The following is a 22,310-nucleotide window of genomic DNA, read 5'->3' on the forward strand; positions in this document are numbered from 1 at the left end:
TCATTGCGATTTCAGCTCATAAGTGCTTAGAATCACCGAAGTGAAGCGAGCCGAACAGCAAATTGTTTTGCAAACAAGATCGGCCGCGAATCTTCGTTGTGATTCTGCACGAAATGAGCGTTAAGAAATTGCACGTGAGTCGGAATATGGTAACATGGCTATATATGTCCCAGCCTCTTTTATATTGTGTTTTAAAAATAACAAGGTTCATCAGTGTCTTGCTGTTGATAAATCTGCCTTAATCCGGAGAAATCGGCATCCACAAATTTTAGCATTGTATATTTACTATGCAGATAAGTGATGAATTCCTGCAAATTTTCCCAATTTATGCAGTTACCCTCCAAATGCAAATACTGACCCAGAATATTGTTAACAAGCATAATAACACTGGCGTCAACAGTATGGTCAGGAAAAGCGTGTAACTGCAGGTAAATTTCTTTAAAACCGTAAGGCATAGCACTAGAACTTTTCCGTTGCATGGAGATAAACAATCTTGCGTAAACCAAAAGATGACGCATCTCTAAATTCAACGCTTCCACGTTTTCATGCCGGTAAGAATCTGCATAAACACTCCATTTAGGCGGCATCTCTATTTTCCAGCTCCGCAATAACTTTCTTCCCATATCTGCAGGAAAAATCGGATAATAAATTTTCATATGGGCAAAGTCCTTAACTTTTAAGGTCATGATGGATTCGCCAATAAGTTTTCCTCCACAAATCCAACTGTACACTTGTTGCCCCGGCGCTAAATCCTCATATACTTCCGCATCCACAAGGAACCATTTGCTTATGCGCAACCTACTGCTTTCATTTTTGCAATAGCGTTGCATAAACCTATTTACTTCCCGCTCCGTAGCTACACTGTAATAGTTCTTCCCCAATTTAACTACGCCTTCTTTCCACGCAATTATCACTTTATTAATTTATTAATAATCTTTAAATACAATCTAATAATTCTTTTTGTGATTTATCCTTATTTTATTTTTGTTACTATTTATTATACTACTTTTTTAGAATAAGTCCATATAAAAATACTAGAATTTTCGAAAAAATCTGCTTTCCGTTATTCATTTTTCACTATTAAACAAGTAAATTTTTTTGACTATTATCCCAAAAAATGTTACAATATTAGCGTTATTTTGTAAACATTAGCAAGCAACGCTGTGATTAGTGATAAGTTTTTTGGTTTTTTTAGTAGAAGGAGCGTAATATGCAACAGCGATTACAAGAGAAGTTAGATTTTATTATACAAATGTGTACAGAAAAATTTTCAAACTGCAAGGAAATTATTTTGGCAAAAGTGAATTTTTTCTGGCAATGTTTTTTAGCGAAGCTGCAAGTGGCATTGGCTGTAGCCAAAATTCAGTGGCAAATGCGCTACACCCGTGTCCGCAAGTATGCCTTAGCTGTATACGAAGATGTAAACACTAGAGTAAAAGACATTTACTCCCAAATCCATGCCAATGCAGAAGCTGCTATCAATCGTGCAGACGCTCGTGCCCGCGATTGCTCCTATCGTATGCAGAAAAAATACGATGCAATGCGTCGCACGTGGCGAATCAACCAGCACTATACCTTTTGGTTGATCCCTGCCAACGGACAGCACGTAACCAAGACCCATGTTAAAAAGAAACATATTAAATACGCCTTTACCGGTGTGGCTTCTTTTTTGGTAGTTGTATCCATTACCATTGGCGTATTGGCTCACTTTGCTATTCAAAATGAAAACCAAAAGCGTGAAATCGCTGAATATAAGGCTACTAAACAAGAACAGGAAGCTAAAATCCAAAAATTACAAAAAATTGCTGAGGATAACCAAAAGCAGCTTGCTTACCTGACTAAACTGGAAGACAAGGTACGTAAGGAAATGGCTAAAAACGGTACTGAACTTCCTCCCAAGACTGATGTCAGCACCTTTGCAGGCAAAGGTGGTCCTTCTTTGGGTGATAGCAGCCCTGTAGGCTATATGCTGGAGCAGGAAAAGAATATCCGCAATGAAGCTAAAGCTAGACGCACAGATATGGAAAACCTGCTGAGCGCCATTGAAAATGAAAATTATCGCAAGGAAATGACCCCCAGCCAATGGCCCACTGATGGTGGCGAAATTACCTCCTACTTTGGCGGCCGTGCTAATCCTTTTGATGGCTACAGCCCTGATTGGCATCCCGGAATTGATATTGCCAACTACTATGGCGCACCGGTCTATGCCAGTGCAGCAGGCTACGTAGCTCAATCCGGTTGGTATGGCGGTTATGGCCGCTACATCCGTATCAACCATGACTATGGCTATGTAACTGCCTACGGCCACATGAGCAGATTGGCAGTTTCCAGCGGTCAATACGTAGAAAAAGGCGAAATCATCGGCTATGTCGGCTCCAGCGGCTACAGCACCGGTCCGCATCTGCACTTTGAATTAATGCGCTACGGCAAACAAGTAAACCCCCTGCGCTACATCTAATAACATATTGCAACGCTTACCAAAAGCTGTTGGAAGACCGTCCCTTCGAGGGCAGTGTTCCAACAGCTTTTTTGTGTAGCAGATGCACAGTTATGTCCCTAGCGGACGCTATCGGTCCCGATTTTTGAACAATGTAAAATTTCAGATAACAGTTTACATTTGTTCTAACAAATGTTACAATGGTGCTAAAGAAAGGTACGGTGATACTATGCTTACTTTAGAATTACTGCAAAAGATGCTATTAGCAGCTGCTGTAGAGCTGAAGGATAAAAGCTTGATGCTTTGTGAATTAGACGGCGTATGCGGTGATGGCGACCACGGCTTGACCATTGCCCGTATTGCTGATGCTATTAACGAAAAAATAGCTGCAAATGATAGTACCGACATCAAAGGGTTGTTAGACGATCTGTCCATGGCCTTTATGAACACTAACGGCGGCAGCGCCGGTCCCTTATGGGGCACTGTTTTTGAAGGTATGGCAGAAGGTGTTGAAGAAGGCGTTACAGAGTTGGACGAAGCGGGCATCCACGCTATGTTGGAAGGCGCAAAGGATGACTTTGAATGCATCTCTAAAGCGAAGATTGGTGACAAAACCATGGTCGACGCTCTCTACCCTGCTTTAGACGCAGGTATGGCAGCTACAGGCGACGCCAAAGCTATCTTTACAGCTATGGCAGAGGCTGCAGTAAAAGGTGCGGATGCTACTGCTGACATGGTAGCCCGTTTTGGCAGAGCGAAAAACTTGGGCGAACGCAGCCTAGGCACCAAGGACCCCGGTGCTGTTTCTCTTTCCATCCTCTTTGTTTCCATGGCGCAAGCCTTATAACGTGTATATAAAAAGCATTAAAAACGGAGGTATTCACTATGAAAAAATTTATCAACAATCCTGAAAATCTGACCAGCGAACTGTTAGAAGGTCTTGTTCTTTCCAATGCTGATCTGATCACCTGTGAACAAGGTAACTTAATCGTTAACAAAAAACTGGCAGAAGCTGACCGTGTAACCATCGTTACTTTGGGCGGCACCGGTCATGAACCTGCTATCAGCGGCTTTGTTGGCGAAGGCATGATTGATATTTCCGTTGCCGGTAATATCTTTGCAGCTCCCGGCCCCCAAGCCTGCGTAGAAGCTATTAAAATGGCAGATAAAGGTCACGGCGTACTTTTTGTTGTATTGAACCATGCAGGCGATATGCTGACCGGCAACCTGACCATGAAACAAATCAAAAAACTGGGCATCCCCGTTATCAAAGTTGTAACTCAAGAAGATATTGCTAATGCTCCTCGTGAAAACGCAGACGATCGTCGCGGTCTGGTAGGCTGCGTACCTCTGTACCACATTGCCGGTGCTGCTGCAGCTCAAGGCAAATCCTTGGAAGAAGTTGCTGCTATCGCTCAAAAATTTGCTGACAACATGGCTACCATCGCCGTAGCAACTAAAGGCGCTACCCATCCTGCAACCGGTATGGAAATCGCTCATATTGAAGATGGTTATATGGAAGTCGGCATGGGCCAACACGGCGAAGGCGGCGGCGGCAGCCAACCTATGAAAACTGCTGACGAAACTGCAGAAATCATGCTGACTGCTCTGCTGAAAGACTTGGACGTTAAAGCAGGCGAAAAATTGATGGTTTGCATCAACGGCAGCGGCGCTACCACTTTGATGGAACAATTGATTATCTTCCGTGCTTGCCACAAGTTGTTGGCTGAAAGAGGCATCGAAATCGTTGCTAACATGGTTGGCGAAATCCTGACTGTACAAGAAACCGCAGGTTTCCAAATGTTCATTGCCCGCATGGATGACGAACTGCTTGGCTACTGGAACGCTCCGGCACGTACTCCGTACTTCAAGAACTAAGAATAATCTTAGTGGAGGTTTAAAATGGCAGATAAAGACGGTAACATTTTAGCAAAAGACTACGGCATCGGCATTAAACCGCCTACACGCATTTTCCCCGTTAAGGGTCATCAATGTGCAGGCTGGGGCATGCAAAGCCGTTTATCCCAAATTTTCAGTGACGATGGACGCACCATTATGTTGGCTTTCGACCACGGCTACATTATGGGCTCTACTGCAGGCTTGGAGCGTTTGGATCTCGTAATCCCCTCCATTATGCAATATGCTGACTGCTTGATGGCAACCCGCGGTGCTTTGCGCACCTGCATCCCCTCTAACCATCACAAGGCTGTAGCACTGCGCTGCACTGCCGATACCAGCGTAATCAAAGACGATATGTCTTTTGGTACTACCAACGTAGATATTGAGGATGCCATCCGCATGAATGCTTCCTGCTTGGCAGTACAATGCTTCATCGGCTCTGATGGCGAAATGGATTCCTTTAAAAACTTATCCTACTATGTAAACAATGGTGAAAAATACGGCATCCCCGTATTAGGCGTTGTTGCTGTAGGCAAGCAAATGGAGCGCACCACTAAATACTTCTCCTTGGCAACCCGCCTTTTGGCAGAAAACGGTGCCCATATTATCAAAACCTACTACTGCGACAACTTTGAACAAATCACTGCTGCCTGCCCCGTACCTATCGTAATTGCCGGCGGCAAAAAGATTCCCGAAGCTGAAGCATTGGATATGGCTTATCGTGCTATCAGCGAAGGCGCTGCAGGCGTAGATATGGGTCGTAATGTGCTTCAAGCAGAATCCCCCATCGCTATGTTGCAGGCTATCCGCATGGTTGTCCATGAAAACGCTAAACCGGAAGAAGCCTTCAAGGCTTATGAATTGTTGAAGAAGGATGTGAAATAATGAAAGAATTTATGCATGTAGGCGTTCCTACTGATATTGCCCGCGAAGGCGAAATTTATGCCGAAGGCATTAAAACCCACATCATTACTCCCGATACCAACGAATTCCATATTGAGTACCTGCGCTTTGAAAAAGATACTCCCCTGCCGGAAGAACTGCAGACTTTGGTCCATGTAGCTTACAAAGTTGACGATTTGGATAAGCAGTTAGCAGAAAACAAGGTTGTTGTAGAACCTTGGATGGCTGACGAGCACACTCGCATTGCTTTCATTATGAAGGACGGTATCCTTTTTGAATTGATGGAAGAAGTTAAATAAAATGCTCCAATCGGGCGAACGGGCACAGCTTATTGCTGCTGCCCGTTTGTATTATGAAGACAATTTAACCCAGGCCCAGGTAGCACAAAAGCTGGGAATCTCCCGTCCATCCGTCAGCAAAATGCTCACCAAGGCCCGAGAAGTTGGAATTGTCCGCATTGAAATCTGCGCCGGTGCTGAAGGCGATGCCGATCTGTTAGAGCAGCTACAGCTGCGCTACGGCCTTTTAGGTGGCTGCGTACTCCCTGCAGATAAAAACTTGTGGCAGCAAATTGCCCGCTACCTGGTTGCAGAAACAAGCTACGACAGCAACCTCGGTTTAGGCTGGGGCTATGTTCTTGGGGAAATCTGCTCCGTGCTAGGCACCTTCCCCATACAACCGCAGAATGGCAGCATCTACCCTTTAGTTGGCACTGCTCACTTCCCCCATCGAGGCTATCACCCCGACGACCTTGTGCACACATGGGCGGAAGCTACAGGGCGCAGCGGTTTCCCTTTGAACTGCCCTGCCTTCCCCGACTCTGCTGAAGAACGTGACAGGCTGGAATCCACTGCTTCCTTTAGTAAATTACAAAACTTATGGCAGCAGATGGACGCTGCGATTGTACATCTTAAAGGCTTCCCCAGCGTTCCCGATCAAGCAACGGCCACCCGCTTTGGCGACGCCTTAAAGCAGCAGAAGGCTGTAGGCTCCTTTTTGTCCTACTATTATAACGAGCGGGGCGAATTTATCAGCGGTAATAATGATTTCTGTATCCATGTGCCTTTAGCGCAACTGCGCCATTGCCGCAAAGTTATCGCCATTGGTACCAATACCACGGATAAAGCTATCTTAGGCGCACTTGCCACAGGTCTTATTACCAACTTAATCGTTAATGAAGAGCAAGCGCGAAGGCTGCTGTAGGAGAATGAAAGAGCTTTGTTTTAGCATTTTTTGTATCAAATGTACAATATTAAGGCTATTTCACAAAGTTTTCCAAATTTAGACAGAATTTCTTTACTTTTACCAATAAAGAGTATACAATAATTCTATCTACAACATACACAAAATAATGTAGTACGGAAGGATGGTTATCATGTTCTCTTTGAAAAATTCTAAAATTAAAGCTTTGGCTGCAGGCTTAATGCTCACCTTGGCTCTCGGCGTAGTTGGCTGCGGTGGCGACAAAAAAGATGCTCCTAAAAAAGCAGAAAAAGTTAATGTAGGTATCGTTCAACTTGTTGAACATGCTGCACTGGACGCTGCTAACAAGGGCTTTGTAGACGGCTTGGCATCCAAAGGCTATAAAGAAGGTCAAAACGTTACTTATGACCGCCAAAATGCACAAGCAGATCAATCTAACCTGCAAAACATCGCTCACCGCTTTGTTAACAACAAAGTTAATCTGATTTGCGCAATTGCAACTCCTGCTGCGCAAACTGTAGCTAACGTTACTCCCGATATTCCTATCGTAGCAACTGCTGTAACTGACTACAAAGCAGCTAAACTTGTTAAAGACAATGCTAAACCTGGCACCAACGTAACCGGCACTACCGATATGAACCCTGTTGCCCAACAGTTGGATCTGCTGTTGAAGATTGTTCCCCATGCTAAATCCATTGGTACCATCTACTGCTCCAGCGAAGTTAACTCCCAGCTGCAAGTTGACATTCTGAAAAAAGCTGCTGCTGACAAAGGCGTAGTTGTTAAAGAAGCAACTGTTTCCAACGTTAACGATATTCAACAAGCTGCTCGTAGCTTAGTTGGTAAAGTACAGGCAATCTATGTTCCTACCGATAACATTCTGGCTTCCGCAATGCCTACTCTGGCAACCGTAACCGAAGAAGCTAAACTCCCCGTTATCTGCGGTGAAGGCGGCATGGTTAAAGCAGGCGGCGTTGCTACCTTGGGCGTAGACTACTACAAACTTGGCTTCCAAGCAGGCGAAATGGCTGCTGATATTCTGGATGGCAAATCCAAACCTGCAGATATGGCAATCCAAGCTCAAAAAGAGTTCAAAGCCATCATCAATGCTAAAGAAGCTGAAAAAATTGGTCTGAAGATTCCTGAAGACGTACTCAAGGGCGCTGAAATCGTTAAATAAGCTTTTCTCAAAAGTAAATCCTATTTGGGCCGGAGCGCAAGCTCCGGTCCTCTTTATTTGTCTGAAAATTTATCCGCTTTAGTTGATGAAACAGCACTTAAAATGTTATAATAACATTAACTATAAGTATGGAAGGATGGTAGGAATGCTATTACGCAAAAAACACGGTATGCAGGCTGTTGCTGCCGCTATGATGCTTACCCTTGCCCTTGGTGCCTTTGGTTGCGCCAACGAGAAAAAGGATACTGCCAAAAACGCCAAGCCCACTGTAGGCATTGTGCAGGTAGTAGAGCATAAGGCCCTTGATGCAGCCGCAAAGGGCATTGTGGACGGCTTAGCTGCCAAAGGCTATAAGGAAGGTCAGAACATCACTTTTGACCGCCAGAACGCCCAAGGCGACCAGTCCAATCTTGCCAATATCGCACACCGTTTTATAACCAGAAAAACAGATTTAATTTGCGCTATTGCTACTCCGGCTGCCCAAGCTATGGCTCACGCCACCACGGATATCCCCATCGTTGCCACTGCTGTAACTGATTACACAACGGCTAAACTGGTGCAGGATCCGCTCAAGCCTGGTAAAAATGTTACCGGCACCACTGATATGAACCCTGTAGCCAAACAGTTAGATTTACTGCTGCAAATCGTCCCCACTGCTAAAACTGTGGGCGTGCTCTACTGCTCTAGTGAAGTTAACTCCCAACTGCAGGTGGATATCTTGAAAAAAGCTGCGGCAGCAAAAAACGTTAAAGTACAGGAAGCCCCTGTCACCACTATTAACGACCTGCTCCAATCCACCCACAGCCTTGTGGGCAAGGTGGATGCTATCTACGTACCAACGGACAATTTAATCGCTTCTGCTATGCCTACGGTAGCAGGCATTACCCAAGAAGCAAAGATTCCTGTTATCTGTGGCGAAAAAGGTACTGTTATGGACGGTGGCTTGGCAACCTTAGGCGTAGATTACTACAAGTTAGGCTTCCAAAGCGGTGAAATGGCTGCTGATATTTTGGCTGGTAAAGCCAAACCTGCAGATATGCCCATTCAGCCCCAAAAGGAATTCAAGGTACTGCTTAACATGAAGACTGCAGAAAAAATCGGCCTCAAGCTTCCGGAAGCACTGCTGAAGGACGCAGAAATCATTAAATAATAACGAAGGTAGGAAAGTGCGTAAACGCGCTTTACCTTGAGGAAGGATGGAAATAAATGATAGATTTGTTAATCCCAACAGTAGCCCAAGGCTTACTTTGGGCACTGATGGCTTTAGGTGTATACGTAACCTTCCGCGTGCTGGACATAGCGGATTTGACTGTTGAAGGCAGCTTCCCTCTGGGCGCAGCTACTGCTGCCTCCCTGATGGTGGCAGGCTACGGGATGTTTACTTCTCTTATAGCAGCCTTCATTACCGGTATGCTGGCAGGTGTTGTTACCGGTCTTTTGCATACCAAGATGAAGATTCCCGCCCTCTTGGCAGGCATCCTCACCATGATCGCCCTCTACTCCGTCAACCTGCGTATTATGGGCAAAGCTAACTTGTCTTTGCTGGGCGTAGATACCTGCTTTAAAATCGCTAGGAATATGTTGAGCCTGAATATGGCACAAACCACCTTCGTAGTCGGCCTGATTGCCACTGTTGTTGTGGGCGTGTTCCTGTACTGGTTCTTCGGTACTCAAATCGGTGCCGCTATCCGTGCTACAGGTTTTAACCAACAAATGATTCGTGCACAAGGCGTTGACACTGACGTGACTATTATCCTAGGCCTGTTGCTTTCCAACGGTCTGGTGGCCCTTTCCGGCGCTCTGGTAGCCCAATCCAATGGTTTCTCCGACGTAGGCATGGGCACCGGTACCATCGTTATCGGCTTGGCCTCCGTTATTATCGGCGAAGTGCTTTTTGGCACCCGTAGCTTTAAGAACTGCCTGATTTCCGTAGTCCTTGGCTCCATCGTTTACCGTATCGTTATTGCCGCTGTATTGGCAATGGGTATGCCGCCTAACGATTTGAAACTCTTCACTTCCGTACTGGTGGCTCTGGCATTGTCCATGCCCCTCATCAAAGGCAAATTAAGCGGTAGAAAGGCGGTTCGTTAAATGCTGCAAGTTGAACACGTTTCCAAAACTTTTTTCCCCGGCACTATCAACGAAAAACGTGCCCTGCAGGATCTTTCCTTAAATCTGCGTCCCGGTGACTTTGCTACTGTAATCGGCGGCAATGGCGCCGGTAAATCCACTACTCTGAATGCCATTGCCGGCGTCTTCCCTATTGACAGCGGACGCATTATTATCGATGGCGAAGACATTACTAAAAAACCTGAACACAAACGTGCTAAATATATCGGCCGTGTCTTCCAGGACCCTATGCTTGGTACTGCTGCAGGCATGATGATTGAAGAAAACCTTGCTTTGGCTTCCCGTCGCGGCGAAACTCCCGGTTTAGGCTGGAGCCTTTCTTCCGACCAACATGATCGTTTCTATGAATTGTTGAAGGAATTGGACTTGGGTTTGGAAAACCGTATGACTGCTAAGGTTGGCTTGCTCAGCGGTGGTCAGCGCCAAGCCTTGACCCTGCTCATGGCTACCTTGAAAAAGCCTAAGCTGCTGTTGTTAGACGAACATACTGCAGCGCTAGACCCCAAAACTGCAGCTAAGGTATTAGCTCTAACGGAGAAAATCGTTACCCGTGATAACCTCACCACTTTAATGATTACCCATAATATGCGTGATGCTCTTAGCTATGGAAACCGCTTGATTATGCTCCATAACGGCCGTGTCATCATCGACGTACAAGGGGAAGAAAAGAAGCATCTGCAAATTCCTGATTTGCTGGAAATGTTTGAAAAAGCCAGTGGTTCCGAAATGGTTAGCGACCGCCTGCTTTTGGGTTGATGCATTCCGTTTTGTTCTTTTAATTTGTTTTTATTACTATAGATATAAAAACATTGTGAAAACTTAATAAAATCTAATAAAATACTCTTGAAAAAATTCTATTTCGTGATACACTTATATAGAAATCCGTGTGTAGATGATTTGTTGTGAGTTATCCGAAAGGTGATGTAGAAATATGCAAGAGGAAATAAAACTTATAGGTCGTAGAATCAGATTGTTGCGTACTGCCAAAGGTCTAACCCAAACAAGTTTGGCTAAAGAAATGGGTATCTCCCAGACCCATTTATGCAATATTGAATGCGGCCGCGTACCGGTCACGCTTCCTAATTTGTTGAAGCTTCATGATTTGTTAAACTGCAATATGGCTTCCTTCTTTGTTGACTTAGATCATGTAGAGGAAGAAACGCAAACTGACATCAGTCTCAATGATGTTTTGCAATTAGCGAAGTTGCTGAAAAAAACTAAGCAAAATTAACATCCCTTTACACAATGAATCGTGTAATAATTAGCCGTTGGTTGTATGACCAACGGCTTTTTTCCTGTATTTTTTATATGCAAAAAACCCCCGTTCCAGGAACGGGGGTTTAAATGTTTCATTGCATTGTCTTAAGCTTTTGACAGCTTATCTTGCAACCTTCAGACGGGTAATAGCTCTCTTCAAAGAGCGTTCCGCACGTGCATGGTCGATTTCAGCTTCTTTGGAAGCCAAACGTTTTTCTGCACGTTCTTTGGAAGCTTCAGCACGAACAGTGTCAATATCAGTGTCTGCATCAGCAATAGTTGCCAATACGGTGCACTTGTTATTTTTCATCTCCAAGAAACCGCCGCATACAGCGAAGGTCTTGGTGCTGCCGTCTTCAAATTCCAATTTCATGGGAGCGATATCCAGGGATGCAATAACAGGCAAATGCTTTGCCTTGATACCCATACCGCCTGCCAAAGAGCGGAAGCCTACATAGGTTACATTTTCAGCGGAAAAAAGCATTTTATCCGGCGTGACAATTTCAAATGTAAACGGAGTAGCCATTATTAATCCTTCATAGTTGCAGCCTTAGCGATTGCATCGTCGATGGTACCAACCATGTAGAAAGCACCTTCGGGCAGGTCGTCATGCTTGCCTTCCAGGATTTCTTTAAAGCCACGGATGGTTTCTTTCAGAGGAACATATTGGCCGGGGGTACCGGTAAATTGTTCAGCAACGAAGAATGCTTGGCTGAGGAATTTCTGAATCTTACGAGCGCGAGCAACGGTAACTTTGTCCTCTTCGCTCAATTCTTCCATACCCAGAATTGCGATGATATCTTGCAATTCTTTATAGCGTTGCAGGATAGCTTGTACGCCACGGGCAACTTTGTAGTGCTCTTCGCCGATTACCAGCGGATCCAGGATACGGCTGGTGGAGTCGAGCGGGTCAACTGCCGGATAAATACCAAGTTCTGCAATAGAACGGGACAATACGGTGGTTGCATCCAAGTGAGCGAAGGTGCCTGCCGGAGCCGGGTCAGTCAAGTCATCCGCAGGTACATATACGGCCTGTACGGAAGTGATAGAACCGGTCTTGGTGGAGGTAATACGCTCTTGCAAAGCGCCGATATCGTTTGCCAGGGTGGGTTGGTAACCTACTGCGGAAGGCATACGGCCCAGCAATGCGGATACTTCGGAACCAGCCTGGATGAAACGGAAGATGTTATCGATAAACAGCAATACGTCTTGGCCGCCTACATCACGGAAGTATTCAGCCATGGTCAAACCGGTCAAGCCTACGCGCATACGAGCTCCGGGGGGTTCGTTCATCTGGCCGTAAACAAGAGCAGTCTTGTTAATAACGCCGGATTCTTTCATTTCGCCCCACAGGTCATTACCTTCACGGGTACGTTCGCCTACGCCTGCAAATACGGAATAGCCGCCGTGTGCAGTAGCGATGTTATGGATCAATTCCATAATAATAACGGTTTTACCTACGCCAGCACCGCCGAACAGACCGATTTTACCGCCCATTGCATACGGAGCGATCAAGTCTACGACTTTAATGCCGGTTTCCAAAATTTTAGTAGATGTTGCCTGTTGGTCGAAGGTGGGAGCCGGTCTGTGGATCGGCCAATGATCAGCAGCTTCAACCGGAGTATCGTCATGGTCAACAGTCTCGCCGAGCACGTTGAAGATACGGCCCAGTACGCCGGGGCCTACCGGTACGCTGATAGGAGCGCCGGTATCTACAGCTTCCATGCCGCGAACCAAACCATCGGTGGAGCTCATAGCAACGGCACGAACTACATTGTAGCCGATGTGTTGCATAACTTCAGCGGTCAGGTGGATTTTTACCTTGCCGTCATCAGTGGTGCCATCGATGTGGATTGCGTTCAGGATAGCGGGCATGCTCTTCGGAGGGAACTCGATGTCGATAACAGGGCCAACAACTTGTACGATTCTACCTGTATTCAAGGTTTTAGCCTCCCTACGAATGTTTCAGTTTATTGTTGTGCTTGCTTCAGTGCTTCTACGCCGCCAACGATTTCGTTGAGCTCGCGGGTAATGGATGCCTGACGTGCCTTGTTATAGGACAGTTCCAGGTTTTGTACCAGCTTAGCAGCGTTATCAGTAGCAGAAGACATAGCGGTCATACGGGAACCCAACTCACTGGCTGCGGATTGAACCAGTGCGGCATATACAACGGTTTCCAGGTACTTGGGTGCAAGTACTTGCAGGATTTCGTTTTCGCCGGGTTCGAACATAAAGCTTGCTTCAGCTTTGCCTTTTTCCTTTTTAGGAGCTTCTACCGGCAGAATCTTTTCGCAGGTAGGAACTTGGGACAAAGCAGTTTTAAATACGGTGAATACGATACGCAGTTCGTCAAAGCCTTCGCTAGCAAAACGTTTTGCAGCATCTTGGGCAATTTCTACTGCGTTATCGTAAGAGGGTCTGTCAGAGTAGCCGAAATGGGAACTCAGCACATTATAGCCGCGACGGGTGAAGAAATCTCTTGCCTTACGGCCGCTGGTGATAACGACAACCTCGTCCTCACAGGCGGAGATTTCAGCAACTGCCATTTTCAAAGCGTTGGAGCTATATGCGCCTGCCAGACCTTTATCAGAGGCGAGCACCAGATAACCAACTTTTTTCACTTCACGATGTTGAAGCAGCGGGTGTTGTTTGGCACTTAGGCCTGCAAGAATACTCGGATCGCTCACAACGTTGGACAACACTTCTTTGATCTTGATGGCATAAGGACGGCTAGCAGCAGCACGTTCCTGAGCACGTCTCAGGCGGGCAGCAGCAACCATCTTCATAGCCTTAGTGATCTTACCAATGTTACCTACGCTCTTCATGTGGCGATGAATCTCGCGTGCAGTAGCCATTAGTTAATCACCTGCCTTCACTGTTCACAAAGGTTTCTTTGAACTCAGCGATAGCTTTCTTCAGTGCTTCTTCATTTTCGTCAGTGATTTTCTTGGTTTTCAGGATATCTGCGCCAACTTCAGGATGGTTAGCTTCCATGAAGTCCAGGAATTCTTTTTCGCAGCGAGTTACTTCTTTAACTGCTACGTCATCCAGATAGCCTTTGGTGCCAAGGTAAATAGCCATAACCTGTTTCTCAACGGACAGCGGGCTGTATTGACCTTGTTTCAGAACTTCGGTCAAGCGTTGGCCACGATCCAGCTGAGCTTTGGTAGCTTTATCCAGGTCAGAAGCAAACTGAGCAAATGCTGCCAGTTCGCGGAACTGTGCCAGATCCAGACGCAGGGTACCTGCAACCTGTTTCATAGCTTTAATCTGAGCTGCACCGCCTACACGGGATACGGACAGACCGGAGTTGATAGCCGGACGGATACCGGAATAGAACAGCTCGGATTCCAGGAAGATCTGACCGTCGGTAATGGAAATTACGTTGGTCGGAATAAAGCCGCCTACGTCGCCTGCCAAGGTTTCGATAACCGGCAGTGCAGTGATGGAACCGCCCTTCAGCTCGTCATTCAACTTAGCTGCGCGTTCCAGCAGACGGGAGTGCAAATAGAATACGTCGCCGGGGTAAGCTTCACGTCCGGGAGGACGACGGAGCAGCAGGGACATTGCGCGGTAAGCAACAGCGTGCTTGGACAGGTCGTCGTATACGCACAGAACGTCTTTGCCTTGATCCATGAAGTACTCAGCCATGGTAACGCCAGCGTACGGAGCCAGGTATTGCAACGGAGCAGAGTCAGCTGCAGTAGCGGCAACGATGATGGTGTATTCCATAGCGCCGTGTTGTTCGAGGGTACGAACGATACGGGCAACGTTGGAAGCCTTTTGGCCGATAGCTACATAAATGCAGATAACGCCCAGGCCTTTTTGGTTGATGATAGTATCGATAGCAACAGCAGTTTTGCCGGTGCCGCGGTCGCCGATGATCAGTTCGCGCTGGCCACGTCCGATAGGAACGAGGGCGTCGATACATTTAATACCGGTCTGCAACGGGGTATCTACGGACTTACGGTCTGCAATACCATGTGCAGGGGATTCAACAGGACGATGTTCAGCAGCAGCGATTTCGCCTTTGCCGTCGATAGGAGCACCGATAGCGGAAACTACACGACCCAGCAGAGCTTCGCCAACGGGAACTTCCATGATGCGGCCGGTACGGCGAACAACGTCGCCTTCTTTAATCTTGGTTTCGCCGCCCATCAATACGATACCAACGGAGTCCGGGTTCAGGTTCAATACCATGCCGGATACGTTGTGGGGCAGTTCTACCAATTCGCCAGCCATTGCGTTTTTCATACCGATAACGGTTGCGATGCCGTCACCGATCTTTTCAACGATACCAACCTCTTCGAGATCAGTGTCCACTTTGTAATTCTCCAGCTTAGCGCTGAGAGCATCACCCATAGCTTCGGGTTTAGTGTATTCGTGGATGTCGATGCCGCTCAGGGCAACTTCCATCTTCTTCAGTTTGCGAGCTGCAGAAGCGTCGAATACCTTATCGCCAACTTGTACGATGATGCCGCCGAGGATTGCAGGATCAACTTTCTTGTTCAAGAAAATTTCGCGACCCAGTTTCTCGGTCAGAATTGCAGAAATGGATTGATACTCGTCAACAGTCAATTTCTTAGCTGTAGTAACGTTTACGTCTAAGAGTTCTTTAATGGAACCCAGATCAATGTTGAAGTCGGATAATTCTTGCTTCAGTAAAGCAATATTTTCTTCACTCTTCATATTGTACCAATCACCTCCGAATACCGGCTCTTGTCTTGCTGATTCGCAGTTTCAGCAGATTTCGTCCGGCCTAATAGGGAAAGCAGCAAAATTATTTCATGATAGAATCAACGATTTTGCCTGCTAATGCTTTGTCTTCTTCAGAACCCAGTTTTTGCTCAACAATCTTGCCGGCAGCGATCATAGACAGGCTGATAACTTGTGCACGAACTTCGTCCATAGCCTTCTTCTTCTCGGTAGCAATGATTTCTTTTTGAGCATTTACATATTGCTCTTGTTCAACCTTGGTGTCAGCCATAATCTTGTCATGAGCTGCTTGAGCGGTTTTGCGAGCATTATCAATAATAGCCTGTGCTTCCTGTCTTGCATCCGCTAATTTTGCAGCATATTCAGCTTTAACTGCTTCAGCGTCTTTTTTAGCTTGTTCAGCAGTTTCTAAATCGCTAGCAATTTTATTCTTGCGCTCTTCCATCATACCCAGCAAAGGTTTGTAAGCGAATTTGGCAAGAACGAAAACAAGAACCAAAAAGTTCAGGATTTGCGCGATAAGTGTTGCGTTAATATTAACCAATTATAGCACTCTCCTTTATTGTTTTCTTAATTAGGGGATACGGAATTATTTTACGAAGGGGTTAGCGAATACCAGTACTACAGCGATAACGTAGCACAGGATAGGCATGGATTCTACCAGACCTACGGAAACCAGCATGTTGGTGAACAGCTTGCCAGATTCTTCAGGTTGACGAGCCATGGATTCCAGACCTTTACCGGTCAGGTTGCCGTTGCCCATAGCAGCGCCAAGAGCGGCACCCAAGCAGATAAATCCAACAGCAACCATAGATGCTGCAGTGATAATAGCGTTTTCAGTCATTTCTTTCATCCTTTCAAACTAAGTGATTTTTAATTTTTAATTAACAACCTTGCGGAAGCGCTATTTATTCGTGATGAGCGAATACCATAGCATAGCTGGTCAGAGCCAGCATGGTGAAGATAAAGGCCTGCAAGAAGCCGATAAACAAGCTGAACATTACCCAGAGTTCGGGTACTACCCACGGTGCCAGTTGATACAGAACGATCAACAGAATTTCGCCTGCCAGGATGTTACCAAAGAGACGAAGAGCCATGGTCAGCGGTTTGGTGAGTTCGTCCAACAAATGCAGAGGCAAGAAAGCCGGGGAAGGGCTAACAAAATGTTTGAAGTGACCCAAACCGTTCTTCATTACGCCTACGATATAAACACCGATTGCTACTGTCAGAGACAGACCAAAGCAAGTGTTAACGTCGTTGGTCGGAGAAGTCCAGTGTACACCAACTTGCGGAAGCATGCCGATTTCATTGGCGATGAAGATAAACATAAAGAGGGTGATGATAAAAGGAGCCATATATTTGCTTCCTTTAGCACCAAGGGTACCTTCCATCAGACCATTAAGGAAGTCGACAAAAAATTCCATTACATTTTGTAAACCGCTGGGAACCAGCTTCGGATTTCTTGAAGCCATCACAAAGAGGACCAGTACTACAGCCATGGTGATCCAAGTCATGTACATAGTCTGCATGTTGATAACGATGCCAGGTGCTACTTCCTGTGCAAGATAATGGATAATCTCGCCGGAATGCTCCTGAGCTGCTGCTGCTTCATTTCCCATTCTTTTACTCCTTTCTTCACGTCTCCTCCTTATTCAGTCGGTACGCGATAAATGTTAAATTAAAAAGTAAAAATATATGTATCAACAAAAGCCCTAGGCAGACACCTGCCACAGCGGACCCTTGCCTCAACAACAAGATAATAATACTGGAGGCGGCAATAATGCGATACCAACGGTACCGGCGCATAATAACCAACCCCTTCTTGGGCTCCTTATCGTAAGGCATAGCCTTACGGATACCATGAATCAGGATAACCGTATCCAACAGGCCCAAGATAATGCCTCTGAACAGCGCTAGCGCCCAATCGGGCTTGCCCGCTCCGTAGAGCACAGCAACAAAGGCCAACCCTGCCAGAGCCGGACCCATAAGAAAGCGTTTGTAGCCCCCTTTTATTGCGGGCCCTAAATCAAAGTGCATCATAACTTTATCAATCGTCGTCCTTGTCAACAATCACAGAATAAATAAGCTTAAAAAATGTTAGGAACACCGTTGCAATAGCTAGACAGATACAGGCTACCCTAAAGGTATGGTCACCGGTTTGAAAATAGTTGTCCAACCAATCGCCACCGAAATAAGCGAGCATAAAATCGCACACAATCATCATTGCCAATGACGACACTGTAGCCAAAGCGCTCAACATTTTTGCGCGTTCTTTGCTCTCCTTCCGATTGTCCATACTGCTCCTTTTATTTTTACACACTTAATAGGCCACCCATAGTTCACAGAATGGCACACTATAATTTTAAATTATTTCACAAATAATGTCTACTCAATTATGCTGAAATTCGGAAAAAATTTCTACATCATAGCCATTTTTTCTCAAAATCGCCTTAATGATACGCTCGCAGGCCTTGCCATCACCATAAGGATTAGCAGCCTCCGCCATAGAGCGATAATGATTTGCATCATCTAGGAGCATATTTGTTTCACGGAGTACGTCTTCATAAGCAGTGCCCACCAGTTTGACAGTACCTGCATCCACTGCTTCCGGACGCTCGGTAGTGTCGCGCAGTACCAGAACAGGTTTGCCCAAAGCAGGCGCTTCCTCTTGAATACCGCCGCTATCAGTGAGGACGATGTCCACCTTCGCCATCAGATTAGCAAAAGGCTCGTAGTCCATGGGTTCAATCAGGTGTACGCGATCCAGATGACCAAGTTCTTCATTAACGATTTCACGTACTTTAGGATTCTTGTGCACAGGAAAAATTGCCTCTACGTCAGAATGGGTTTCCAGCACACTCTTTAATGCGCGGTAAACGTGGCGCATAGGCTCGCCCAAGTTCTCACGGCGATGGGTGGTCATCAGAATCAGGCGATGACCGCTTTCAAAAACTTTATTGAAGGATTCATCAGCAAATTGGTAGTTATGCTTAACAGTAGTCTGCAAAGCATCAATAACGGTGTTGCCTGTTACCAGGATAGTAGCAGGATCCACATTTTCCTTCAGCAGGTTGCCCTTACTGGTGGAAGTGGGCGCAAAGTGCATATCAGCAATGGAGCCTGTCAGCTTGCGGTTCATTTCCTCCGGATAGGGGGAATACTTGTTCCCGGTACGCAAGCCTGCTTCCACATGGCCTACAGGAATTTGCGCATAGAAGGCAGCCAAAGCACCGGCAAAGGTAGTGGTGGTGTCGCCATGGACAAGCACCATGTCGGGTTTAGCTTCTTCCATAACAGGCTTCAAGCCCATCAAAGCACGAGTAGTTACATCGTACAGCGTTTGCCCGCTGGTCATGATGTTCAAATCATAGTCAGGTTTAATGCCGAACAAATCCAGCACCTGATCCAGCATCTCTCTGTGTTGGGCGGTTACTGCCACAATGGGTTGGATATATTCGGGATACTTACGCATCTCCAACACCAACGGACACATTTTAATTGCTTCCGGACGCGTGCCGAAAACAGTCATCAGTTTAATTTTCTCCACGGTTCTTCCTCCCCTTTATCTGTCGTTCAGAATACCGATTTTTTTTGCACCTACGGCAACAGCCGTAATAATTACTGCAATAATCAAAGCAGCGTAGAAACCGTCTACCTCAGCCCACAGCACTGCTGCAATACCCAGCACAGCAGTAATCGCGTACATCAGCAGCACTGCCTGCTTCTGGTTCATACCCATAGCCAACAGACGGTGGTGCAGATGGCCTTTGTCCGGTTGAAAAATTGGGCGGCCGTTAGTATAACGGCGCATAATAGCAAAGGCAGTGTCCATAATGGGCAGGCCCAAAGCAATGAAGGGCACAATCAACGCCACGGTTGCAGCAGTCTTTACTGCACCGTATACGGAAATAGCTGCCAGCATATAGCCGATAAACATACTGCCCGTGTCACCCATAAAGATGGTGGCAGGATTGAAATTATAGCGAATAAAGCCAATGATGCCGCCAGCCAAAGCCGCAGTCATCACCGCAATATGATAGTACCCCATCTGCACAGCCACCAAAATAACAGTCAAGGAAGCGATGGCAGATACACCTGCTGCCAAGCCGTCCAGACCGTCAATCAGGTTCACCACGTTAGTAAAGCTGATTACCCAGAAGATAGTCAGCGGAATGGACAAATACTCTAAATAAAAATAGCCGCCAAAAGGATTGTTGACCCATTCAATACGAATATCAAACAGAACCAGTACGCAGGCAGCAAAAATCTGCCCCAGCAGCTTTACTTTAGCAGGAAGTTGGTATTTGTCATCCAAAACGCCCACAGCGACAATCACCGTACCACCGATAAGGATACCCACAATATCCCAAGTCATCTCCAAGCTAGCCACTGCGGCTACCATAAAGGCAATATAGATAGCCAACCCACCCAAGCGCGGCATAATCTTCTTATGCACCTTGCGGTTATCGGGCTTATCGATAGCACCGATGAGGAAGGCTAATTTTTTAATGTAAGGGGTCAATATATAGCTTACTAAAGCAGCAAGCAAAAAAGGAAAACCATAAGCACTAAGCATTGTTATTTATCTCCAGATTTACACACGAACACGAAACAGGTCTGTTGCCAAGGGCACATACTTCGCCCTCGCCTTTTATATAGTATATCATCTTTAGCCAAAGCGTCAATTCTTTTTGTAACAAAAATCACAAAAAGGGACCGAAAACCTTCGGTCCCCATTGTAAATAGTTATAAATTTTCTTTTTCTACAACGATTTCATAAGCATCACTGGCAGGCGCAGGCTCCATCTCCACCCTAGCTACAGCTAGCGCTCGTCGCTACGTAATCTTAAATTTTTTCAAAAACGCTGGCAGGCTGTTTGCAAACTGGGCAAACGAAACCTTCCGGCAGTTCGTCACCGTCATAGATGTAGCCGCAGACGGAACATCTCCATTTTACACCGCCGCTAACAGGCTCTTCCGCTGCAGGTTCCGCCGGTGCTACGGGAGCAGCGTCCGGATTAACATGGAGCAAACCGCTCTTATCCGTGTACATGGTGTGCAGCATTGCTTCCGCCAGTTCGCTTAAAGGCTTGCCATAGAATTCTTCGTACAACTTCTTGATAGAAGGATTCTCGTGGCTCTTGCGTACCTTCAGCTCCCCATCGCGTTTATACAGGCTGGCAATGCGTTCCTTGCGCACTGCATCCATATCTTTCAACACATCTTTCGGCTGACCGCCGCCACCAATGCAGCCACCGGGACAGGTCATAACCTCGATGAAATGATACTGCTTCTTGCCTTCCTTTACGCGCTCAATCATCTTGCGGGCGTTGGCAGTGCCGTAAACCACAGCCACGTTGATAGTTTTATCGCCAATAATCAACGTGGATTCGCGGATACCTTCGTAACCACGGACAGGTTCTAAGTTCAACAGCACTTCCGGAGCTTCTTCCCCGGTAATGTATTCGTAAGCAGTACGCAGAGCAGCTTCCATAACGCCGCCGGTATTGCCAAAGATTACGCCTGCACCGCTGGCTTCACCCATAAATTGGTCATAAGCGCTGTCTTCCAATTCGTCCAAAGTAATATCCGCATCCTTCGCCCATTTCGCCAGTTCACGGGTGGTGATAACGCAGTCCATATCACGCAGGCCTTCAATGCCTAAGTATTTGCCTGCATCGCCCATTTCTTCGCGACGGATTTCGTACTTTTTGGCAGTACAGGGAGTCAAAGCAACGTTGACAATCTTGGCAGGGTCAATGCCCATCTTCTTAGCAAAGTAAGTTTTAATAGTGGGGCCTTGCATACCAATAGGACTCTTGGCGCTGGAAATATGGGGCAGCATTTCCGGATAATACATCTCTGCAAATTTTACCCAAGCAGGGCAGCAGCTGGTGAACTGGGGCAAGGGCGCAGTGCCTTTGGTAACACGTTCAATCAGTTCGCTTGCTTCCTCCACAATGGTCATATCCGCAGCAAAGTTGGTGTCCAAAACGTAGTCCACACCCAGCTTGCGCAGCAAAGCGACCATTTTACCTTCCACGAAACTGCCTGCAGGCATACCGAATTCTTCGCCCAAGCCTACGCGCACACTGGGAGAAGTGCTGACGATGACAACCTTGTCAGGATCTGCTACAGCAATACGCACAGGATTGATTTCCTTACGTTCATGCAGGCTGTCCGTGGGGCACACGTTGATGCACTGACCACAATGCACGCAGATGCCTCTGCCACCGGTCTGTTCCAAAGTGTAGGTACCATGAACGCCAATAGCCTTTTGGCACACATCCTTGCACATACCGCATTTGATGCACTTGTCCTCATCACGCATAATGGCTTCGTTGTCAAGGTCGATAGGTACGCGAATGTCGAGAGAAAGATGCTCCATAATTATTCCTCCTTGTATATTGTCAATAATGATTATTTAATGATAATCCATAAGCTTTTTCTATTATTTTAGCACAGAAAGCTTTGGGTGTAAAGAGGAGGAAATGTTAAATTAGGGAGATGTCAACGAGCGTAGCGAGTTGGCAGGGCTAATAACGAAAAATAAAACAAACAAAAAGAACACGCATCTGCATAATA

General features: G+C 46.3%; 24 protein-coding genes. 11 read left to right on the forward strand and 13 right to left on the reverse strand.

Translation table 11 applies throughout. From position 1 onward, the window contains the following. Positions 1-191 precede the first annotated feature (191 nt). On the reverse strand, positions 192-881 hold the full coding sequence (locus ACJMM4_RS04815) for a hypothetical protein (protein WP_405383335.1): 690 nt from the start codon (positions 879-881) through the stop codon (positions 192-194). Between the two features lie 419 nt (positions 882-1,300). Between ACJMM4_RS04815 and ACJMM4_RS04820 the strand changes: the two genes are divergently transcribed. The 11 genes from ACJMM4_RS04820 (at position 1,301) to ACJMM4_RS04870 (ending at position 10,983) form a co-directional block, all read left to right on the forward strand. Beyond that, complete coding sequence (locus ACJMM4_RS04820; RefSeq protein ID WP_405378571.1) at positions 1,301-2,458, forward strand: peptidoglycan DD-metalloendopeptidase family protein; 1,158 nt, start codon at positions 1,301-1,303, stop codon at positions 2,456-2,458. A gap of 208 nt (positions 2,459-2,666) precedes the next feature. Next, on the forward strand, positions 2,667-3,284 hold the full coding sequence (dhaL, locus tag ACJMM4_RS04825; RefSeq protein ID WP_405383337.1) for a dihydroxyacetone kinase subunit DhaL: 618 nt from the start codon (positions 2,667-2,669) through the stop codon (positions 3,282-3,284). 38 nt (positions 3,285-3,322) lie between these two features. Continuing rightward, positions 3,323-4,315, forward strand: coding sequence for a dihydroxyacetone kinase subunit DhaK (locus tag ACJMM4_RS04830; RefSeq protein ID WP_405383339.1), 993 nt, complete (start codon positions 3,323-3,325; stop codon positions 4,313-4,315). A gap of 24 nt (positions 4,316-4,339) precedes the next feature. After that, positions 4,340-5,221: a 3-hydroxy-5-phosphonooxypentane-2,4-dione thiolase gene (gene lsrF, locus ACJMM4_RS04835; protein ID WP_405383342.1), complete on the forward strand. Its 882-nt coding sequence runs from the start codon at positions 4,340-4,342 to the stop codon at positions 5,219-5,221. Further along, positions 5,221-5,538 (forward strand): hypothetical protein, encoded by a 318-nt coding sequence (locus ACJMM4_RS04840; protein ID WP_405378564.1) that lies wholly within the window; start codon positions 5,221-5,223, stop codon positions 5,536-5,538. The genes lsrF and ACJMM4_RS04840 overlap by 1 nt, the downstream gene beginning before the upstream one ends. A gap of 1 nt (position 5,539) precedes the next feature. After that, a complete protein-coding gene (locus ACJMM4_RS04845; RefSeq protein ID WP_405383345.1) occupies positions 5,540-6,442 on the forward strand; it encodes a sugar-binding transcriptional regulator in 903 nt (300 codons plus the stop codon). 172 nt (positions 6,443-6,614) lie between these two features. Continuing rightward, positions 6,615-7,622 carry an ABC transporter substrate binding protein gene (locus ACJMM4_RS04850; protein WP_405378560.1) on the forward strand — a complete coding sequence of 336 codons (1,008 nt, stop codon included), beginning with the start codon at positions 6,615-6,617 and terminating at the stop codon, positions 7,620-7,622. Positions 7,623-7,767: 145 nt separating this feature from the next. After that, positions 7,768-8,772 carry an ABC transporter substrate-binding protein gene (locus tag ACJMM4_RS04855; protein ID WP_405383347.1) on the forward strand — a complete coding sequence of 335 codons (1,005 nt, stop codon included), beginning with the start codon at positions 7,768-7,770 and terminating at the stop codon, positions 8,770-8,772. Between the two features lie 59 nt (positions 8,773-8,831). Beyond that, positions 8,832-9,713, forward strand: coding sequence for an ABC transporter permease (locus ACJMM4_RS04860; protein ID WP_405383404.1), 882 nt, complete (start codon positions 8,832-8,834; stop codon positions 9,711-9,713). Next, positions 9,714-10,508, forward strand: a complete 795-nt coding sequence (locus tag ACJMM4_RS04865; RefSeq protein WP_405378556.1) for an ABC transporter ATP-binding protein — start codon at positions 9,714-9,716, stop codon at positions 10,506-10,508. A 175-nt stretch (positions 10,509-10,683) separates the two neighbouring features. Further along, the gene (locus ACJMM4_RS04870; RefSeq protein ID WP_405378554.1) at positions 10,684-10,983 is read left to right on the forward strand and encodes a helix-turn-helix domain-containing protein; all 300 of its coding nucleotides are present in this window, start codon (positions 10,684-10,686) and stop codon (positions 10,981-10,983) included. Between the two features lie 147 nt (positions 10,984-11,130). On the opposite strand, the gene atpC is transcribed toward ACJMM4_RS04870, so the two are convergent. The 12 genes from atpC to ACJMM4_RS04930 all read right to left on the reverse strand — a co-directional run bounded on the left by atpC (position 11,131) and on the right by ACJMM4_RS04930 (position 22,116). Continuing rightward, positions 11,131-11,535, reverse strand: coding sequence for an ATP synthase F1 subunit epsilon (atpC, locus tag ACJMM4_RS04875; protein WP_405383349.1), 405 nt, complete (start codon positions 11,533-11,535; stop codon positions 11,131-11,133). Between the two features lie 2 nt (positions 11,536-11,537). Beyond that, on the reverse strand, positions 11,538-12,950 hold the full coding sequence (gene atpD / locus ACJMM4_RS04880; protein ID WP_405378550.1) for a F0F1 ATP synthase subunit beta: 1,413 nt from the start codon (positions 12,948-12,950) through the stop codon (positions 11,538-11,540). Between the two features lie 29 nt (positions 12,951-12,979). After that, positions 12,980-13,864, reverse strand: coding sequence for an ATP synthase F1 subunit gamma (gene atpG / locus ACJMM4_RS04885; protein WP_405378548.1), 885 nt, complete (start codon positions 13,862-13,864; stop codon positions 12,980-12,982). A gap of 7 nt (positions 13,865-13,871) precedes the next feature. After that, positions 13,872-15,698, reverse strand: a complete 1,827-nt coding sequence (gene atpA / locus ACJMM4_RS04890) for a F0F1 ATP synthase subunit alpha (RefSeq protein WP_405378546.1) — start codon at positions 15,696-15,698, stop codon at positions 13,872-13,874. 91 nt (positions 15,699-15,789) lie between these two features. Further along, positions 15,790-16,269 (reverse strand): F0F1 ATP synthase subunit B, encoded by a 480-nt coding sequence (atpF, locus tag ACJMM4_RS04895; RefSeq protein WP_405383350.1) that lies wholly within the window; start codon positions 16,267-16,269, stop codon positions 15,790-15,792. 45 nt (positions 16,270-16,314) lie between these two features. After that, positions 16,315-16,578, reverse strand: a complete 264-nt coding sequence (atpE, locus tag ACJMM4_RS04900; protein WP_405379183.1) for an ATP synthase F0 subunit C — start codon at positions 16,576-16,578, stop codon at positions 16,315-16,317. Positions 16,579-16,633: 55 nt separating this feature from the next. Beyond that, positions 16,634-17,344 carry a F0F1 ATP synthase subunit A gene (gene atpB / locus ACJMM4_RS04905; protein ID WP_405379181.1) on the reverse strand — a complete coding sequence of 237 codons (711 nt, stop codon included), beginning with the start codon at positions 17,342-17,344 and terminating at the stop codon, positions 16,634-16,636. Between the two features lie 16 nt (positions 17,345-17,360). Further along, complete coding sequence (locus tag ACJMM4_RS04910; protein WP_405379178.1) at positions 17,361-17,711, reverse strand: hypothetical protein; 351 nt, start codon at positions 17,709-17,711, stop codon at positions 17,361-17,363. 61 nt (positions 17,712-17,772) lie between these two features. Then, entirely contained in the window at positions 17,773-18,021 is a 249-nt protein-coding gene (locus ACJMM4_RS04915) for a hypothetical protein (RefSeq protein WP_405379175.1), read from the reverse strand. 93 nt (positions 18,022-18,114) lie between these two features. Further along, positions 18,115-19,272 (reverse strand): non-hydrolyzing UDP-N-acetylglucosamine 2-epimerase, encoded by a 1,158-nt coding sequence (wecB, locus tag ACJMM4_RS04920; RefSeq protein WP_405383352.1) that lies wholly within the window; start codon positions 19,270-19,272, stop codon positions 18,115-18,117. Positions 19,273-19,287: 15 nt separating this feature from the next. Next, positions 19,288-20,301 (reverse strand): glycosyltransferase family 4 protein, encoded by a 1,014-nt coding sequence (locus tag ACJMM4_RS04925; RefSeq protein WP_405379169.1) that lies wholly within the window; start codon positions 20,299-20,301, stop codon positions 19,288-19,290. 270 nt (positions 20,302-20,571) lie between these two features. Next, positions 20,572-22,116, reverse strand: coding sequence for a [FeFe] hydrogenase, group A (locus ACJMM4_RS04930; RefSeq protein WP_405383406.1), 1,545 nt, complete (start codon positions 22,114-22,116; stop codon positions 20,572-20,574). Positions 22,117-22,310: the final 194 nt, after the last annotated feature.

Source organism: Phascolarctobacterium sp. (genome assembly GCF_045124115.1).
GTDB lineage: Bacteria > Bacillota > Negativicutes > Acidaminococcales > Acidaminococcaceae > Phascolarctobacterium_A.

Bases quoted from the DNA above. Each gene is read 5' to 3' on its own strand.
- dhaL (WP_405383337.1), top strand. From the start codon at position 2,667: ATGCTTACTTTAGAATTACTGCAAAAGATGCTATTAGCAGCTGCTGTA.
- ACJMM4_RS04830 (WP_405383339.1), top strand. From the start codon at position 3,323: ATGAAAAAATTTATCAACAATCCTGAAAATCTGACCAGCGAACTGTTA.
- lsrF (WP_405383342.1), top strand. From the start codon at position 4,340: ATGGCAGATAAAGACGGTAACATTTTAGCAAAAGACTACGGCATCGGC.
- ACJMM4_RS04840 (WP_405378564.1), top strand. From the start codon at position 5,221: ATGAAAGAATTTATGCATGTAGGCGTTCCTACTGATATTGCCCGCGAA.
- ACJMM4_RS04845 (WP_405383345.1), top strand. From the start codon at position 5,540: ATGCTCCAATCGGGCGAACGGGCACAGCTTATTGCTGCTGCCCGTTTG.
- ACJMM4_RS04850 (WP_405378560.1), top strand. From the start codon at position 6,615: ATGTTCTCTTTGAAAAATTCTAAAATTAAAGCTTTGGCTGCAGGCTTA.
- ACJMM4_RS04855 (WP_405383347.1), top strand. From the start codon at position 7,768: ATGCTATTACGCAAAAAACACGGTATGCAGGCTGTTGCTGCCGCTATG.
- ACJMM4_RS04865 (WP_405378556.1), top strand. From the start codon at position 9,714: ATGCTGCAAGTTGAACACGTTTCCAAAACTTTTTTCCCCGGCACTATC.
- ACJMM4_RS04870 (WP_405378554.1), top strand. From the start codon at position 10,684: ATGCAAGAGGAAATAAAACTTATAGGTCGTAGAATCAGATTGTTGCGT.
- atpC (WP_405383349.1), bottom strand. From the start codon at position 11,535: ATGGCTACTCCGTTTACATTTGAAATTGTCACGCCGGATAAAATGCTT.
- atpG (WP_405378548.1), bottom strand. From the start codon at position 13,864: ATGGCTACTGCACGCGAGATTCATCGCCACATGAAGAGCGTAGGTAAC.
- atpA (WP_405378546.1), bottom strand. From the start codon at position 15,698: ATGAAGAGTGAAGAAAATATTGCTTTACTGAAGCAAGAATTATCCGAC.
- atpE (WP_405379183.1), bottom strand. From the start codon at position 16,578: ATGAAAGAAATGACTGAAAACGCTATTATCACTGCAGCATCTATGGTT.
- atpB (WP_405379181.1), bottom strand. From the start codon at position 17,344: ATGGGAAATGAAGCAGCAGCAGCTCAGGAGCATTCCGGCGAGATTATC.
- ACJMM4_RS04910 (WP_405379178.1), bottom strand. From the start codon at position 17,711: ATGGGTCCGGCTCTGGCAGGGTTGGCCTTTGTTGCTGTGCTCTACGGA.
- ACJMM4_RS04915 (WP_405379175.1), bottom strand. From the start codon at position 18,021: ATGGACAATCGGAAGGAGAGCAAAGAACGCGCAAAAATGTTGAGCGCT.
- ACJMM4_RS04925 (WP_405379169.1), bottom strand. From the start codon at position 20,301: ATGCTTAGTGCTTATGGTTTTCCTTTTTTGCTTGCTGCTTTAGTAAGC.